Annotated in this window: 16 protein-coding genes; 6 read left to right on the top strand and 10 right to left on the bottom strand. The window is 40.9% G+C overall.

Features of this window, described 5'->3' with window-relative positions:
- Positions 1-204: 204 nt before the first annotated feature.
- From F7Y48_RS18300 to F7Y48_RS18290, 3 genes are all read left to right on the top strand, one after another.
- Positions 205-1770, top strand: a complete 1566-nt coding sequence (locus F7Y48_RS18300) for an arylsulfatase (protein WP_316685214.1) — start codon at positions 205-207, stop codon at positions 1768-1770.
- A 367-nt stretch (positions 1771-2137) separates the two neighbouring features.
- A complete protein-coding gene (locus tag F7Y48_RS18295) occupies positions 2138-3202 on the top strand; it encodes an HlyD family secretion protein (protein ID WP_046875202.1) in 1065 nt (354 codons plus the stop codon).
- Positions 3192-4184 (top strand): DUF2955 domain-containing protein, encoded by a 993-nt coding sequence (locus F7Y48_RS18290; protein ID WP_316685213.1) that lies wholly within the window; start codon positions 3192-3194, stop codon positions 4182-4184. Before F7Y48_RS18295 ends, F7Y48_RS18290 begins: the two co-directional genes overlap by 11 nt.
- A gap of 218 nt (positions 4185-4402) precedes the next feature.
- Here the strand turns inward: F7Y48_RS18290 and F7Y48_RS18285 are convergent, their stop codons facing one another.
- Positions 4403-5320 carry a LysR family transcriptional regulator gene (locus F7Y48_RS18285; protein WP_104974041.1) on the bottom strand — a complete coding sequence of 306 codons (918 nt, stop codon included), beginning with the start codon at positions 5318-5320 and terminating at the stop codon, positions 4403-4405.
- Positions 5321-5621: 301 nt separating this feature from the next.
- On the opposite strand from F7Y48_RS18285, the gene F7Y48_RS18280 reads away from it, so the two are divergent.
- Genes F7Y48_RS18280 through F7Y48_RS18270 form a run of 3 tightly spaced genes read left to right on the top strand, consistent with a single transcriptional unit; the run spans position 5622 to position 8078 of the window.
- A complete protein-coding gene (locus tag F7Y48_RS18280; RefSeq protein WP_048626481.1) occupies positions 5622-5834 on the top strand; it encodes a DUF1656 domain-containing protein in 213 nt (70 codons plus the stop codon).
- Positions 5835-5844: 10 nt separating this feature from the next.
- Positions 5845-6708, top strand: coding sequence for an HlyD family secretion protein (locus F7Y48_RS18275; RefSeq protein ID WP_031780619.1), 864 nt, complete (start codon positions 5845-5847; stop codon positions 6706-6708).
- 14 nt (positions 6709-6722) lie between these two features.
- Positions 6723-8078, top strand: a complete 1356-nt coding sequence (locus F7Y48_RS18270) for an FUSC family protein (RefSeq protein WP_316685212.1) — start codon at positions 6723-6725, stop codon at positions 8076-8078.
- 46 nt (positions 8079-8124) lie between these two features.
- Here F7Y48_RS18270 and F7Y48_RS18265 read toward each other — a convergent pair whose 3' ends face one another.
- From F7Y48_RS18265 to F7Y48_RS18225, 9 genes are all read right to left on the bottom strand, one after another.
- The gene (locus F7Y48_RS18265; RefSeq protein ID WP_041852946.1) at positions 8125-8466 is read right to left on the bottom strand and encodes a hypothetical protein; all 342 of its coding nucleotides are present in this window, start codon (positions 8464-8466) and stop codon (positions 8125-8127) included.
- A gap of 158 nt (positions 8467-8624) precedes the next feature.
- Positions 8625-9089 carry a DUF2846 domain-containing protein gene (locus tag F7Y48_RS18260; protein ID WP_005397344.1) on the bottom strand — a complete coding sequence of 155 codons (465 nt, stop codon included), beginning with the start codon at positions 9087-9089 and terminating at the stop codon, positions 8625-8627.
- A gap of 169 nt (positions 9090-9258) precedes the next feature.
- Positions 9259-9885, bottom strand: a complete 627-nt coding sequence (locus F7Y48_RS18255) for a LysE family translocator (protein WP_301576108.1) — start codon at positions 9883-9885, stop codon at positions 9259-9261.
- A 308-nt stretch (positions 9886-10193) separates the two neighbouring features.
- On the bottom strand, positions 10194-10547 hold the full coding sequence (locus F7Y48_RS18250) for a DUF1428 domain-containing protein (RefSeq protein WP_012841750.1): 354 nt from the start codon (positions 10545-10547) through the stop codon (positions 10194-10196).
- A gap of 97 nt (positions 10548-10644) precedes the next feature.
- The gene (locus F7Y48_RS18245; RefSeq protein WP_170903380.1) at positions 10645-11250 is read right to left on the bottom strand and encodes an SDR family oxidoreductase; all 606 of its coding nucleotides are present in this window, start codon (positions 11248-11250) and stop codon (positions 10645-10647) included.
- A 2363-nt stretch (positions 11251-13613) separates the two neighbouring features.
- A complete protein-coding gene (locus tag F7Y48_RS18240) occupies positions 13614-13895 on the bottom strand; it encodes a hypothetical protein (protein ID WP_258507250.1) in 282 nt (93 codons plus the stop codon).
- Positions 13896-14156: 261 nt separating this feature from the next.
- On the bottom strand, positions 14157-14477 hold the full coding sequence (locus tag F7Y48_RS18235; RefSeq protein ID WP_253652135.1) for a DUF5675 family protein: 321 nt from the start codon (positions 14475-14477) through the stop codon (positions 14157-14159).
- Between the two features lie 780 nt (positions 14478-15257).
- Positions 15258-15623, bottom strand: a complete 366-nt coding sequence (locus F7Y48_RS18230) for a T6SS amidase immunity protein Tai4 family protein (RefSeq protein ID WP_316685211.1) — start codon at positions 15621-15623, stop codon at positions 15258-15260.
- The gene (locus tag F7Y48_RS18225) at positions 15605-16084 is read right to left on the bottom strand and encodes a type VI secretion system amidase effector protein Tae4 (RefSeq protein WP_316685210.1); all 480 of its coding nucleotides are present in this window, start codon (positions 16082-16084) and stop codon (positions 15605-15607) included. The genes F7Y48_RS18230 and F7Y48_RS18225 overlap by 19 nt, the downstream gene beginning before the upstream one ends.
- Between the last annotated feature and the right edge of the window lie 337 nt (positions 16085-16421).

Below are 16421 nucleotides of genomic sequence, written 5' to 3'. Positions count from 1 at the left end.
GTGACCCATCTCTATTTTTAAAACCTCCCCAAATCATCAGAATGACAAGTATTTTTATTTGGAAACAAATAGTTAAATACCCCCAATAACTTATGGTTATAAAGAGTATAAGAGGATTTTTCTATACACATCATTAACTTATGCAGCACCTAAGCACAAGGTTTACTTGTGCTTCTCGTTACTCTCAACCACCTGGAGTTTTTTATGGCAAACCAATTGAGAAAAATCGCAGTAGGCGTCGGACTGTTAGCAACGTCCAGCGCAGCGATGGCGGCAGACAAACCCAACATACTTGCAATTTTCGGTGACGATGTCGGTTACTGGAACATCAGCGCATATAACCAAGGTATGATGCGTTACAAAACCCCTAACATCGATCGTATCGCGAACGAAGGGGCTTTGTTTACAGACCATTACGGCCAACAATCTTGTACTGCCGGTCGAGCAGCATTCATTACTGACGAAGAACCATTTCGCACTGGCTTGCTGACGATTGGTATGCCGGGTTCCGACCATGGGATTCCAGATTGGGCACCAACTATTGCTGACTTACTAAAAGACCAAGGTTATATGACAGCTCAGTTCGGTAAAAACCACTTGGGCGATCAAGATAAGCACCTACCTACCAATCATGGTTTTGATGAATTCTTTGGTAACTTGTACCACCTTAATGCAGAAGAAGAGCCCGAAACCTACTATTACCCTAAAGACCCAGAGTTCCGTAAAAACTATGGTCCTCGTGGTGTAATTAAATCTTATGCCGACGGTAAGATTGAAGATACTGGCCCAATGACGCGTAAACGCATGGAACACGCGGACGAAGAGTTCCTCGAAAGCACTTTGTCGTTTATGGAGAAAGCTGTTAAAGCAGATAAGCCTTTCTTCATCTGGCATAACTCTACGCGCATGCACGTGTGGACCCGATTGCAAGAGAAGTACCGAGGCAAATCCGGTGTTAGCATTTACGCTGATGGCATGTTAGAGCATGACGATCAAGTCGGCGTATTGCTCGACAAACTCGATGAGTTAGGCGTTGCTGATAATACTATCGTTATTTATACAACTGATAACGGCGCAGAAACCATGACTTGGCCTGATGGGGGCGCGACCCCATTCCAAGGTGAGAAAGGCACGACTTGGGAAGGCGGTATGCGTGTGCCTCAACTTGTGCGTTGGCCTGGTGTCATTAAGCCAGGAACGAAAATCAACGAAATGATGGCTCATCAAGACTGGTTGCCAACATTGTTGGCGGCAGCTGGCGTTCCTGACGTGAAAGAAAAGCTTGCTGAAGGTTACAAAGCAAATGGTAAAGACTGGCGTGTCCATATAGACGGCTACAACTTCATGCCATACTTCGAGGGAAAAGAAGAGAAAGGACCACGTGAGTCTCTGCTCTACTTCACCTCAAATGGTGAACTAAACGCAGTACGCTGGAATGACTGGAAACTTCACTTTGCAACTCTGGAAGGAAACCTAAGCGACGCCGTGCGATCTGTACCAAACTGGCCTAAGATCATTCACTTACGCGCTGATCCATTTGAAAAAGGTCCTAGCGAGTCACAAATGTATCTACGTTGGATGGCAGACAACATGTGGTTGTTTGTACCAATTCAAGACGTTGTTGGCGACTTCTTTAAAACGTTACCTGAATACCCAATGCAACGCGGTACAACTATGAACCCTGCTTCTTTAAATTACGACTCTTTGCAGATGCAAGAAAAGATGCAGCAGTTAGAAATGCTTAAACAGGAAGTGAATAAAGTTAAGTAATTTAATTAATCACTCTAGATTGCGTTACTGAGCCAGCAGAGCTCTGCTGGCTTATATTTGCTGAAGTAAGAACTATTCGTTCAGTTTACTATCGCAAAGAACAAGCATTCTGCCGTAGAGTCCTTTCTTACGAAACCACCTTTATCAAAGACCTGAGCACTTACCACCAGCTTCATCTGAAGTTCATTTAGACTCATGACTTTCATATTTCAAATAGTTCGTAATCCCTATAGAAATCCTTTTCTCTAGGTGGAATAACCAAATAACCCTATGCGCTCGATAACAAATAGTTGATTTTTTGGAAGCATTGTTTATGTCACATGTTGTAACATTGCTTACCTAACGTATTGTAACAAGAGAGAATTGGATGTCTAAAGCGGAATCATCTTCCAGAAAGTTAAGCTTTATTATTATTGGCCTCGTTTTTGTGGTTTGGCTATATAGCTTGTGGGCTGATCGAGTAACACCAATCACTGGCACCGCTCGGATTCATTCTTATCTTGTCCGTATTACTCCAGAGGTTTCGGGGAACCTAACTGAAATCCATGTTCGTAATAATCAAGTCGTTAATGCTGGTGATGTGCTTTTCGAAATTGATCCAAGAGATTATCAAATTAATCTGCGTTCAGCCGAAGCAAACTTAGCCATTGCTGGCCAAAACATTGGAGCCAACACCGCGGCTGTTGAAGTGGCACAAGCTAAGGTCATTGAATCACTCGCAGCTCGTGACAACGCAAGAGAACAAGCAGCTCGCGTAACCGAGCTCGCCGCAAAAGGGGTATTGAGTAAATCTGAGCTAGACAACGCCATCGAAGCCAAAGCACGAGCTCAAGCCACATTAGAGGCAGCAGAAGCGTCCTTAGCTCAAGCCAAGCATAATCTTGGTCCCGAAGGGCAAGATAATCCCCAGATTCTCGCAGCTATAGCAAATCTAGAAAAAGCGCAACTCGACTTACAACGAACGAAAGTGATTGCTCCATCAAAGGGGATCGTTTCTAACTTACAACTCACTGTTGGGCAAAAAGCGACGACTGGCTCACCTCTTGTCACTTTCATTGATCCGAGAGGCGTGTGGGTATCAGCGCTTGTTCGCGAAAACTCACTCGAGCATGTTCGTGCGGGACAAAAAACAAAGATTGTGTTGGATGCTTTACCTGGCAGAGTGTTTGAAGGGCGAGTAGAAAGCATTGGTTGGGGTACTGGTGGCAGTAACGACGTCGATCCGACAACTGGCTTTTTGGTTGCAGACAATAATTCCTTAAACGCACAGCGCTATCCTGTAAATATTGTTTTTGAAGGCGGAGATATTCCCGAAAACGTACGTTATGGTTCGAAAGCAACGGTCGCTTTTTTAACTGAGCAAAGCACCTTTGGAGAGTGGCTGGCCTCTTTCTGGATGAGAGTGTTGAGTATCTGGACTTATGTTTCATAGTTCAGCAAACCCAATCATTAGATTGGTTTTCACTCCGATTCTTTTACTGTTTTACTTACAGTATTCAGGTGCACCTACTCCCTTTATCGCGCCAATATTCGTTGTGATTTTTCTAACACTGATGCCATCTAAACCCCCGTTCAACATGATGTTGAAATTGCTGGTAATACTCTCACTTCTCAGCTTTGGCATCGTAACTTTAGCAGGAGCGCTCATGAGCTCTCCTAGTGGCTTCTTACTGTTTACTTGGTCACTTCTCTGTTGGAGTTATTACCGAAGTCATCGCGATCCCAAAGACATCGTTTCGACACTCACTTTGATTGTTGTATTGATTATCGTGGTCACAAGCCAACAAGTGGGGTTGTCGCTTGAGGGGTTGCCATGGGTCTTATTTAATAGTTTCATTGTTGCGTTGGTTGCCACATATATTAGCTTTTGGCTATTCCCTGGGGACGAAAAAGATATACAACCAGACCAAACCACTCTTGATGGTGCAGACGAACATATCGGGCTTATCGCCTTTAAAGCAACCGCATTGTGTGTTGTTTTGTACGCGCTAATATCATCTGGAAGCTCTCAAACGCTATTAATCGCAATAACATTTGGCAGCATGATTAAGCACCCAGTTAATCAAGACAGTCATTCCTTTGGGCGGTATCGAATTATCACTACAAGCCTAGGGATCTTGTTTACTATTCCATGCATGCTTGCAGTAGCCACAGGTGCACCTACTTACGTTGTACTTGGCGTTACCATCTTTTGTGGCCTGCAACTAGCGTGTTTTGCAATACGTCGACAGACACACTTAACCATCTATCAATTGCTTTTTACTAACTTCACTGTGCTGACTTACCAGATTATTAACAATACGGGCATCGAATCATTTTCTGCTCAAATGACTCGATTCGTCTCTATTTCTATCGCTATAGTTCTAGGGGTACTGGTTCTCAATTTATTTAGATCAGAGCAAGAGGTGAAATAACTGCAGCCTCTCTTTCTTAAACTAAAGCGGCTGAGCGATATGAGCTTTCTCATTGAACGAAGCTTGAATAAGTAAAAAAGCATCGATTTTATAATCACATACAGAAGATTACTCCCTCCCAATAAACATTAACGTCCAATCAGAAGAGAAGAATTTTTCAAGTAAAAAACAAGACTCGAATTGAGTCTTGTTTATAAATGTGGTCTGGATGAATACGGTTATGGCGTCGCTTTAAAATCGCGGATTAGCTTCTCCCGATACGCCGTAACAACCCTCATGATAGAGTCTTTTACATCCCCAATTTGCTTAGAGGGTTGACACCAAAGGCCAAAACCAAACTTAACGCCTTCTAGTAATTCACAGACTTCAACGGGCTCTATATCATTATTAGAAAATTCCGAATGAGCCAGCGTTCTAGGAAGAACCGCCCACCCTAGCCCTGCTTCAACCATTTTTACAACAAGAGCCAACTGATCGACTTCTTCATGATTCGAACTGACGATAACTTTTTCACCCATTCCTTCTTCAATGAAAGATCGCAACACAAATTGCTTGCTATTCCTCAACGCAGTTAACACTCGGTCGGGTGCCATAGAAGCCAGTTCACCACCTTTCTGGACAAAGGGAACAAATTCAAAGTGACCTAAAAACGTCGAGTCTAGACTGTGTATTGCACGGCTATCATGCACATTGACAATACCGAACTGGTACTTACCAGTCGCTAAACCTTCTTTGATCTCGTTACGGTTACGAACAAAAAAGTTAACTCGCATCATCGGAAAATCTGCCGCTAATTGAACACGAAGTAACACCAGTAAACGATGTGGGATGGCACTAGAATAGGCAATGCTGACACTCTCTAAGCCACCATGAGCAAGGCTCAATGCGACTTTGTCGAACGTACGGGCTTGTTCAATTGTTTGCTTTGCATAGTGGTAAAGAAGGCGAGCATCTTCAGTGGGTTCTACGGAACGGCCAACCCGATTAAACAAGCTCACAGCAAGTAAATCTTCTAAATTCGTAATAACCTGCCCGATGGTTGTTCTGTGCTTATTCAATTTTACAGCAGCCTTGCTAAACGAAAGCTCCTCGTAAACAGCAACGAATGCCAATAGTTGTTCAAGACTAAAATTCATAGGTTTTCTTATATCTTAGGGCTACATGACTAAACTATCACAAGTTATTGAGAATGCTAGCTCGGAAGAGCGACGGTTGACCCGAGGCTTTTATCTTCATCATTAGATACGTAGTTATTCCGCACGTAAATGCGAAAACTTATCGCACTCACACTCCCCTTAAAGCACGTTCGACATTAGATGTAACTCATTACGAACTCTCTAAAAAATACATTGATGGATTTGATCCTACAAAAGCGATTATTACATTTGTAGGATTTCTCTTATCTTTGCATTCATCAAATAAATAGAGAAAAGCACCATGAACTCAATGCCACATGAGCTTGTGTGGGGTGAAGTTTACTTCCCACCCTTGCTGCTGGTTATTGCATTGGCTTACATGCTCACCATTTTGGTTGGAACCGTTGCGACAAAATTAGGGGTACACAAATACGTTGCGTTTCCAGCACTTGCAGAGCTGAGCCTAATTGTGATTTTTACTGGCGTTATTGGTCGATTCATAACCATCTTTTGAGGCAAATTCCGTGATAAAACGTTATCTAATCACATTTTTATTACTGTGTTCCGCTGGCACTGTGATTTTCAGTTACTACCAATCATACTCAAACAATCCTTGGACTAGAGATGGTCATGTCAGCGCGTACATTGTGTCTATAACGCCCCGTGTAACCGGGCAAGTCATCAAGGTGTATGTTGAAGACAACTCCCAAGTTAATGCGGGCGACTTACTGTTTGAGATTGACCCAAGCATTTATAAAGCGTCTTACCACAAAGCCCAGGCGGCTCAAAAGCAAGCCATTGCGTTGTTAGCGAAAGCCAAAAATGAAGAACAACGTGCACTGGAACTAGAAAAGCGTACACCTGGCGCGGTATCGGTGCTGACGTTGAACAATTTGAACAACGCCGTAGAGACAGCAATCGCAAACGTGGAGCTGGCGAAAGCAAACGTCGAAGAAGCAAAACTGAACCTTGATTACACCAAGGTGTACGCTCCAACAAATGGTTACATCACCAATTTTAATCTGCGCACCGGCTCCCAAGTTGTCGCAAACTCACCAGTTGTAGCATTAATTGATGAAGACAGCTTTTGGATCGAAGGCTATTTCAAAGAAACGGATTTAGTTGGTGTTGATCCACAAGATAAAGCATACGTAACCTTAATGATGCACGACGAAATGGTGCTAGAAGGCAAAATCAAGAGCATTGGTTACGGCATCGCGAAGCAAGACGGTAGTACAGGTAACGACCTTCTGCCTAATGTGAACCCTAACTTTCAGTGGATACGCTTAGCTCAACGCATTCCAATTAAAGTGAAATTAGACAACTTACCAAAAGATTTTCAACTACGCGTCGGTATGACGGCATCCATCAAAATCATCAAACAATAAATGCGGTGAAATGTATGTTTAATGCCTCAACCAAAGAAGCAATAAAAGCTGCACTGTCTATCGTTATCGCAATCTGCCTCGCCTTATGGTTTCAATGGGAGAAACCCTATTGGGCAGCGATCGCCGTCGCGGTAATGGCATTAAATGAAAGCTTCGCTCACTCGATAAACAAAGGTCATAATCGCCTAGTGGGAACCCTACTGGGCATTGGCTATGCCTTTTTCCTAATCACAGCATTTTCTCAAGATCGCTTTTTGTTCCTGACTTTTTTTACCCTATTTTTAGGTGTATGCATTTTCATGTCGAGCGACGAAAAGTACGGTGATGTGTTCTCCATAGGCTTTGCTGTGTGCTCTATCATCGCTTGTATGGGAGGGTTTGATAGTCAAGTGACGTTCCATTTCGCAGTACTTCGAATGCAGGAAACTATCCTTGGCATCATTACCTTCTCCGTTGTTTATCGTTTGGTTTGGCCAGTGAATACTGAAGAGAATTTCATTCAACGCTTTGAGAACAGCCGTGAGGTGTTGCTTAAAGCTATGGACAAACCAAATGACATTGATATTGATGCGCTTGAAACCAACACAGCAAACATTGAGAAGATGTGCCAACTACTGGGATTACCGCTCACGGGCAGTTACCACCTCAAAGAACATCGAAAGCTGTGGCATCAGCGCCTCGAAGAGATGAAACGTATTCAAGAACGATTACTTGAACAAGTGGAAAAGCCCCACTGTGATGATATTGACTGGAAACCTGTGGCTCAAAACCTGACGCTATTTAATATCGCTCAGCCAACCACGCATCTAATTGGTCGTACCTTATTGACAGAACAAGTGAAACAGAAAACATCTTGGCATCGTGAACACCGGACTTTCATACAGCACTTGAAAGAAGACCGCAGAAAGGTTTTGCAAGGCCTATCGATGTTTATCACCTCGTTATTGGTTTGGATTTATCTCCCTGTACCAGGTGGGTTTATCTTCCCTATGTTGGCCGGTGTCTTTTCATCAATAGTACCTACAATGCCTCCTAGCGTTGTTAAAGATGCCTTCTTTGGCGTTTTGGGAACAGGTTCAGTGATACTGCTGCAATACATCTTCTTGATGCCCATGATGACTGAGCTATGGCAACTAGGGTTATTTTATTTCATCAATATTATTTTGATTTGGGAGGTATTTTCTACACCACAGCTGATGACCCATAGAGTCTTAGGCGTCAATTTATTGGTGGTATTAACCTCAGGCGCACTTAACTTGACCCCGGAGTATCGTATCGAAACACCTTTACTCATGCTGGTAAACATCATGCTCATTTTGATGATCGCCAAGTTATTTAATGACCTGTTTCATCCCCGCGTAACCGCTTAAACAAGTAATTAAACTTAATAAGGAAATGCTTTGAACAATGGTTAGATCAAATTACATAATGGCAAATAACACCGCCCGAAAAGGTAAAAATTAAAGACCAAACCAACACACTTTGAACAGGAAACATATGAAATATCAGCGGTGGGAATACTTTAATATCACGAAATGAGAATAATATTTGAGGTTGAAGATCCCAACATGTAGCTAAAGATGCGCCTCTTTTGAGCCGAGGATGCTTGATCAAATACTCAGCATAGGATGAATAAACCGTCCACAACCCTAACAGCCCAAATAACTCGATGATAGAAATAACTTCCAGACTAAATGGCAATAGTGAAGGCCCACCAATGAGTAAGATAATTGCGAAGATCCACATCTTATTTTTCATTACACATCCTTGTTGCTGATTTACGCTTATGTATTACCAATAACAACACCAAGTAAAAGCTGTTGGCCATAAAAACGCAACCCAACGTTGAACTTTTCGTGTCAAGCGCTGGGTTGTGTTTTTTTAAGTACTTTTAAATGTAAAATCAGTCAGTTAAACTAGATCGAAGGACAGTTTCCTTTTTCTGCCATGTCTACTTTTAGTACTTCTGCTTTACCTTTGCTTTCGTCCACGAGTTCTACGCCCGCACCACCAACAAATACACCCATTTTAATGTATTGATTAACGAAATAATTACGGCCCTCTTCCGTTAAGATAGTTAAGTGATTTTCAGAAAACTCAGACTCTGTACTTACTTGATGTTCTTTATTGCCTTCGACCTCATGGTAGAAGAATACACCAGGAGCTGTTTCACCAATACATTCCCCATCGACGTAAACATACTTTTTAAGCGCTGCTCCGACAAAAGCATCTTCTCGATAAATGTAAATCCCTGCGTTCCCCTTTTGAGGTGCTTCAAATGATTTCATTTGATTTGATACTGTCGAATCAACAGTAGGAACAGAAGCACAACCTGACAAACCCAAAAGGAATGCGGAACACAGAATTACTTTATTTTTCATGTTATTAACCTAGCTACGATAAAATCGCGCCAACCATACTATAAATAAATACGTTCACTTATTGGTATTTATGAAATTTGTGATTCAACCTATGCAATAGCACTCATTTTACGTATAGATTGAGCAAACATTAGCCATATAAAAATCACGAGAATAAAATGCCCTGTATCTAACGATCACTAAATGCCACTTTACTCGCTAGACTGATAAGCAGAATACCCGAAACACCTTCAAGAGTTCTAGAGTAACGCTGAGAGTGTGAACGACTAAATACCCAATTACCCACAGATGCGTACAAAACGTTACATGTCGTCGCAAGTGCGCTGAACAGCAAGCCAAGTACTAATAATTGCATTGATGTTGAGCTTGCAGACGTATCAATAAATTGAGGTAGAAATGACAGGAAGAATAACGCTACTTTTGGATTCAAGACGCTGACGATAACACCCTGAACAAATACATTTTTATTATTATCAACGTTTTTGTTTTCAACGATTTTACTTTCTCCACGCCACATGGACAGTAACGACTGAACACCTAAATAAACTAGGTAAGCGGCTCCTAACCATTTAACAACGCTAAAAGCCAAAGCTGAACTCAGAATTATTGCTGACAAACCTAAACATGCCGCTAATGTATGAAAAAAGTAACCAACACCAAGCCCCAAAGCCGCTTTCAGCCCAGCAGATAACTTACCTTTCATTGTATTGGAAACAATATAAATTACATCAGGTCCAGGAATCATGTTGATAGCGAGACAAGCGACAACAAATAATAATAGTGAGTTTGAATCCATTCTTTTCTCCAAATTAACGTCTTGCGGGATAACATCTCATCGAACTATAAGTAATGCAACGTCTAGGTTTCCGTTGGTTATCAAGGCGTTGACCGTAGTTCATTAACGTGCCTGCCATCGCAGGCCCGGGGCTAGCTATAGCTGATACGACAATCAGTGAATAATTTATCCCTTCCATTTTTACTCTAAGCCTCCACATGAAGTTTTATCAACCCTTATCGCGGAATACTTTATTGAATGTACATCAGAAGCGTAATCCTGATTAAAGCACCAAGTGTCACGAATCAAGCTGGGGATTCTCTGATATTTTACTGCTCCAAAATAACATCAAATCCACCATAAATGAGACGCTTTCCATCAAAGGGCATTGGGTTATTCTCAGGACTCATTCGAGGATCACCCATGATCCGCTGCCACCCTGAGTCTCGCACTTCTTTTGAAGGCCAGACTACCCATGAAAACACAACGGTTTCGTTGCTTTCAGCTTTAACTGCCATGGGAAACGATGTGATCTCACCATCTGGAACTTCACTTCCCCACGTCTCAATAACCTTTAAGGCCCCAAACTCCCTGAACATTTCTGCTGCTATTTTTGCGTGTGCGATATACTTTTCTTTATTCGCTGTCGGTACTGCAGCGACAAACCCATCAATGTATGACATAAGTAAACTCCTTTCATTGGAGTTATAACCATAGCTCAATAAAAAGAATGCACATGATGCCAAATCATAGAAGCAGGTACGTAATACAGCTTGAGAGCTACATTCCTAGCTTGGACTTTATATGCATATTTGAAAGGTATGTGTTTGGATCTAGCTTAGTTAGCGTATTTATAATTTCCAAAACGCTCGAATACTCAATACGTTCCTCTTCTGCATGCCCGATCCCACCTATTGTAAAGTGAGTAAAGCGGTAATCACGATAAACGTTTTGAAGCTGGCTAGAAATATCTTTGAGTAATCTTTTACTGAGGCTGAATGCAGGGTACTCACTATTTTCTGAAAGCTCTGCTGTAGATCCAATAGATACAATATTGCATTTATCGTTAAGTGAACCTAAAGCGTTAAGTTCATTGACTAAATTAAGATACCCAATCGGGCCAACATTCATAAACTCAATCAGTTCGTTTGTTGTCAATTTTGAAGACTCTCCCCACATCGACGCCAAATAAACTATGATGTCAAACTTTACACCTTTGAAGCACGTGTAATCTGGTTTTTTCTCCGGACTAACATCAATACGAACAGAAGCTACTCCATCCTCAACTAGCTTTGATCTAGAAATAGTATAAGTTTCTATACCCTGTAAGTTCGTAGCCAAGAACCTTCCTAGACCCTTACTACCTCCAACAATTAAAATCTGCATAACCCTGTTCCTTGGTTAAGATTGTCTTTCATATTATCCGCCAAACTGTGCATTAGGCATCACTTTAAAGTTTCTATTGCCCTACTTAGTTCTATCTTCAATTTCATCGAATGGTTCGACTGAAATACGCTCTGCAATTTCACTCATCTTCTTCATTTTTTCTGGGTTACTAGTTCCCCAAAACCGCTCCCAGTCTTCACGTGTTCGCCACTTGGCAATAGTTAAAACCTTTTGGTACCTTATAAGAATGGAGCATAAAATAAACCTTGAGCAAAAAATACTTAAGGGTTGAGGTTCAGGTTTAAAAAATTTATTATTTACGCGCTTACACTATACACCATGATATCTACCAGCTTAAACTCAGTAACCTCCTCACAAAACTCTGGGTCGCCCCAAAGCTCACTGAGATTGTAGTTTAGGTCGACGTGGGCCAAAGTATCTAAGCAGGTGTAAGAAAACGCTTTCACCTAACCTATGCACTGAAAACGCTAAGCGTTGGGAATCGCTCTTAAATGCTTTGTTGGCTTAACATAGGCTTAGGATTACTTTTTACTTTCTAAGCTTTTTAGCCTTGATCTGTACGCAGAATGAAAACCAACGAAGAAGAATGCATTCGTAGCCACTAGAGCCAGTCCAGCAATCTCGGGCAAATTGTAGCCAGTTATCATTGAAAGAATATAGTACTGAGCACATGCAGCCATAACACACACAGATAATGGACGAAGAAAAGTAACGCTCGGCGATAACTTTTCTTCAGATAACCTATAGAGCATCAATAATACATGTGAAAAATGAACCGTCGATAATAATAATATTATTATTAGCATTAAAACTAGCATCACAAATCTTCCGCTTGAAGTAGACATCTGCGAAGAAATTCCTTCTACGCACCTTTTGCATTTAAAAGAGACTGTTTGTTATAACTCTGATTTTGCCTTTGAGTATAGCTTATGCACGACTTCCAAATTAGAGAAATCTATACAATAAGCTATCTCTATCACGCAACCATTCTTGGACTTCGGACTCCTAATATTTGGTTGCAATACGAGAAGAAAGAGCAAAATTTTTGAACAATTACTCATCACTTGGGAAGACTAAAGGGCTTGCGCTGAGCCCAAAACTAAAAACAGCAACAGAAATAACGCTGACTAGTTTTCATAGGTTCGTCCCCCTTTGCTTCTAAGAAATCATGATTCAGCTGACAAAAAAGTTATAACACTCGCTAGAGTGGTGAGTAACACTAGCACACAACTTAATTCGACCACAGTAAACACAAAAGCAGAAGAAACCCAAAAACGCTAAGTATTGCGAATCACTCTTAAATGCTTTGTTATGTGAATTCTAATTTACTGTATTTAAAGCTAATGTAGATTAAACTCCGTTCAGTAACTATTATGAGGCGCAGACTATGGAAAGTTTTCACAGCGATTACAGAAAAGAGTTATGACTTAGGGCAAGACGCATGACTACTGTACGATTTGTCGAGAGCACGGAAAACTGACCAGAGAAAATATTGTACCTCAAGGTTGCGGTAATGTTGAAGACAAAGTAATCGTTAAAGTTACCAGAGTACCTAGGAACTTCTGAGAAACCCAAAGGAAACCCCTCTCAAGGCGGTATTCACTTTAGAACTGTTTGTGGAAAATGTAATAGCCTACTTGGAAGCAAATACGGCGGAGAGCTAATTGATTTCCGCAATGACATTGCTGAGCATCTTAGCAACCTAACTTTTGAGTACTCATTTAATAGAACGACCTACCGTCCGTATAAAACCTTAAAGTTAGCCAAAGCTTTCGTTGATCATTTGTTGGCAGCCACTAGCGTATTCAGACAGGCCACACGATCCTCTGTACACTGAGTTAGCCGAGTTTTTACTTAATGAAGCAGCCCCACTACCTGAAGATGCCGATATTTATTATTGGCTGTATCCATACAAACCGATAAAGATGCTTCGCTCTATTAGATCAATGAACATTCACAACCCGAGCTTTCGAGTTGCAGGAGATATATTAAAATTCTATCCGATAGCTGTTGGTGTTGAAGTATCATATATAAGTGCATAAGTGCGCTTAGACTAGATTTCTCAGAAAACCTGGAGAAAATGAGGTACTACTAATGAATAATGAAATTTGCACCATGGCTATTTAGCTGCAATAGTACATAACGCCGCGTTAAGGGGTGAGCAACGCTATCACCAAGCCTAAGCCATTGCACCGTAAACAAAAAAACCAACCTTGAACTGAAATGCCAAGCGTTGGGAATCACTCTTAAATGCTTTGTTAGCTGACTGCTAGCACTAGCTCAATATATCACTCTCACTCTTATGACTTCCAACCTTTCAATGAGTGCGTCAGCCATCGACTTCAATTTATCTGGTTTTTTCTAGAGTAAGATTTCATTGTTGCTAATACATCAACTCTTAGCTTTTCTAACTGATTGCTCTCATCACCTGTATGGTCTGTGAGCACCATCCCTTCTAACTCATTTAACCATTTGTTAAAGGACTCAGGGTTTTCAGGTAGTAAAAGTAAAGTATTCTGGGGCTCTATTTTTAACGCAACCAGCAATAAGGGCGAAACTTCTCCAGAAATAGCTCCGTCTCTACGCTTCCAAATTTCTACCAAAGAAAAAAGTGCAGGAACCATTTCCAAAGCTTCTTTTTTTCAAGGTTTGATTCTATAGATTGGTAGTTTTCTATCATCCAGTTATGTAAGAGATTCACCTCTTGGTTTTTAGCATACATTGGCAGTGAGAAAAAAACAGACATCATAAGCATTATTATATTCCTTATCATTGTTGCTGCTCCAACTGGTTAGATATATCTATGGTGATTTTTATAGTTCGCAATTTCAGAAATATTTCTTTCAAAGCCAATTTGCTACTACCTACATAGTAATGTGACTTGGCTACTTTCCCCATGTTTTACCAGGCATCAAACAGCCGAGAGTGTCTTGATGATAATTTCCGGCATGGATTAGAATGAATGACCTACCCGGAACATTTTGTAGTTCATATACATTAGGATACCTAGATGAACTATAAGACAATAATTTGTATGTGCCTGCTTTGATTCTTTTGTCAGAGCCCTCCGTCATAGAGTCTGGTCCTGCGGACTCAAGCACAAACCAACTTTTACTTACTCCTTCGATAGTCAACTTACCTAAAGTTGTCTCTCGCATTTGCTTTGTACAGTTTAGATTTAATTTAGCTTCATCTAACTTTTTCATTGTTCTGTACCTTACTATCTCATCAATGAAATTAACAGAACAGTGTTATTACAACAGGTGTGTTTCATTATTAATGGAGGCATCGCTAACTTACATGAAATTGAGTGTTACGTTTTTTACACCAACTTTAGTGTAGACAGATAACACCCGCTTAAGTGGTGAGCAACGTTACCACAGCACTCAACCATTACACCGTAAACACTAAAACCAACGCATAGTAAAAATACCACGCGTGCCGAACCACTATTGAACAATTTGTTATGTTTATTATCACCCGCCAGTACATTACCGTAAATGAGCCGAACCATTTCGCGGGCCACAAATTTAGCTTTTACCTGCTGCAAAAAAAGCAGAAAACCCCATAAACACAAAGGATATGAAGAGTGAAAACATAGAATATCGAATGACAGTAAACAACCAAGAACTACTTTTAGGATACTTCGAGATATTTTCGCTACTTCTTACGTAATTAAAGAGGAGCACACTAGAAAAAGAAACAAACAAAAGTAGATCGTTTTATATCTACTCGGGTCTAGTATTTCCATCTGTAACCCGAGGGAAATACTACTCCCAAGGAGCATTATCATTGAAGATATGAGCACTAGAAAAGCCGCAAATGCTAGTAACTAATACACATCCATGAACTCTCCTTTTCCACAATAAGCATTTAAATATTAACTATAGTTTTCTATACTCGACTAAGAAACATAACGCCGCGGTAAGGGGTGAGCAACGCATAGTAAAAATGCCATGCGTTGCGAATCACTCTTAAACAGTTTGTTATAACTCTGATTTTGCCTTAGTCAATAGCTTATGAACGTCTTCTGAGCTCGCGAAGTCTAAACAATATGCCAATTCTATTGCACTACCACTTTTTGATTTATAAGAGTCAATATTCTTATTGCTCAATAATTCACTGAGCTCAAAAAATGCATCTAAAGGCAAATTAGAAAACTCTCTGTAGCCTTGCATTGCCTTTACCGCATCTTTGGCCACATCGGAGCCCTTGTAATAAGTCGCAATACAAGAAGAAAGCGCATATTTTTTAAATAACTGCTCATCACTTTGAGTGCTCAATGGACTTGCGCTTAATCCCACGCTAAAAGTTGCAACAAATATAGTGCTGACTAATCTTCTAGTTTCCATAAGTACGCCTTCTTTGCTTGTGGGAAGTAACAACTATCCGTACACCTTGAGCCAGTCCAAATTCTTGCATGCCCTGATGCATCTAGCCAAGTATCCACATCAACGACCAATATACCTTTGTAGTCAGCCAACTTATTCGCGTTAGGATTTTCAATTACAACCTCAGGTTCACCAAACTTTTGATGCAAGAAGCTGATCAAATCCCTGACTCTGTAGATATACCAATTTCCCTGTCCACCAGATACAGTTTTATTTTTAATGTAAGGAACCTTAAAACCAGCATAATTAAGTGCATATGACATCCGAATTGCACATGCATTTTCAAAACGGCCCTGCTCTGGTGTTAGCACATTGATATTGTGATTCACTTTACCACCAATTATTGTACCAACGTCCGATACATCTCGGTTAACCTTTGCAAAAGCCACTTTCATTTTTAGTAAGCTAGGACGTGCAGCCACTTAAAAACCTCCCCATCAATTGTTTGAACGAAAAGGTCTCACAAAATAAGCAACCATACTAACAACAAGTTAATTGTTCTTGAGGCTCTTCAAGATCAAAGGTGTAACAATAAAACTGACAAAAGAGTTATAACGCCTTGTTAAGGTGTGAGGCACGCAATACCGAAGCCTCCGCATAACACCTTAATCACTAAAAACAACGCATAGTAGAAATGCCACGCGTTGCGAATCCCTCTTGAACAGTTTGTTATGCGATAACTGTTGAGTGCGCAGAGATAACCTGCCAGTTACCCTTTTGCTTTGTCCAAACACGAGAAAATGCAAACTCACCGTTTGC

It is taken from the genome of Vibrio sp. 2-1-2a (assembly GCF_032648565.1).
GTDB classification, from domain to species: domain Bacteria; phylum Pseudomonadota; class Gammaproteobacteria; order Enterobacterales; family Vibrionaceae; genus Vibrio; species Vibrio diabolicus.
This window is presented reverse-complemented; position numbering and strand designations above follow the sequence as displayed.

Bases quoted from the DNA above. Each gene is read 5' to 3' on its own strand.
- F7Y48_RS18300 (WP_316685214.1), top strand. From the start codon at position 205: ATGGCAAACCAATTGAGAAAAATCGCAGTAGGCGTCGGACTGTTAGCA.
- F7Y48_RS18295 (WP_046875202.1), top strand. From the start codon at position 2,138: ATGTCTAAAGCGGAATCATCTTCCAGAAAGTTAAGCTTTATTATTATT.
- F7Y48_RS18290 (WP_316685213.1), top strand. From the start codon at position 3,192: ATGTTTCATAGTTCAGCAAACCCAATCATTAGATTGGTTTTCACTCCG.
- F7Y48_RS18285 (WP_104974041.1), bottom strand. From the start codon at position 5,320: ATGAATTTTAGTCTTGAACAACTATTGGCATTCGTTGCTGTTTACGAG.
- F7Y48_RS18280 (WP_048626481.1), top strand. From the start codon at position 5,622: ATGAACTCAATGCCACATGAGCTTGTGTGGGGTGAAGTTTACTTCCCA.
- F7Y48_RS18270 (WP_316685212.1), top strand. From the start codon at position 6,723: ATGTTTAATGCCTCAACCAAAGAAGCAATAAAAGCTGCACTGTCTATC.
- F7Y48_RS18265 (WP_041852946.1), bottom strand. From the start codon at position 8,466: ATGAAAAATAAGATGTGGATCTTCGCAATTATCTTACTCATTGGTGGG.
- F7Y48_RS18260 (WP_005397344.1), bottom strand. From the start codon at position 9,089: ATGAAAAATAAAGTAATTCTGTGTTCCGCATTCCTTTTGGGTTTGTCA.
- F7Y48_RS18255 (WP_301576108.1), bottom strand. From the start codon at position 9,885: ATGGATTCAAACTCACTATTATTATTTGTTGTCGCTTGTCTCGCTATC.
- F7Y48_RS18250 (WP_012841750.1), bottom strand. From the start codon at position 10,547: ATGTCATACATTGATGGGTTTGTCGCTGCAGTACCGACAGCGAATAAA.
- F7Y48_RS18245 (WP_170903380.1), bottom strand. From the start codon at position 11,250: ATGCAGATTTTAATTGTTGGAGGTAGTAAGGGTCTAGGAAGGTTCTTG.
- F7Y48_RS18240 (WP_258507250.1), bottom strand. From the start codon at position 13,895: ATGGTTCCTGCACTTTTTTCTTTGGTAGAAATTTGGAAGCGTAGAGAC.
- F7Y48_RS18235 (WP_253652135.1), bottom strand. From the start codon at position 14,477: ATGAAAAAGTTAGATGAAGCTAAATTAAATCTAAACTGTACAAAGCAA.
- F7Y48_RS18230 (WP_316685211.1), bottom strand. From the start codon at position 15,623: ATGGAAACTAGAAGATTAGTCAGCACTATATTTGTTGCAACTTTTAGC.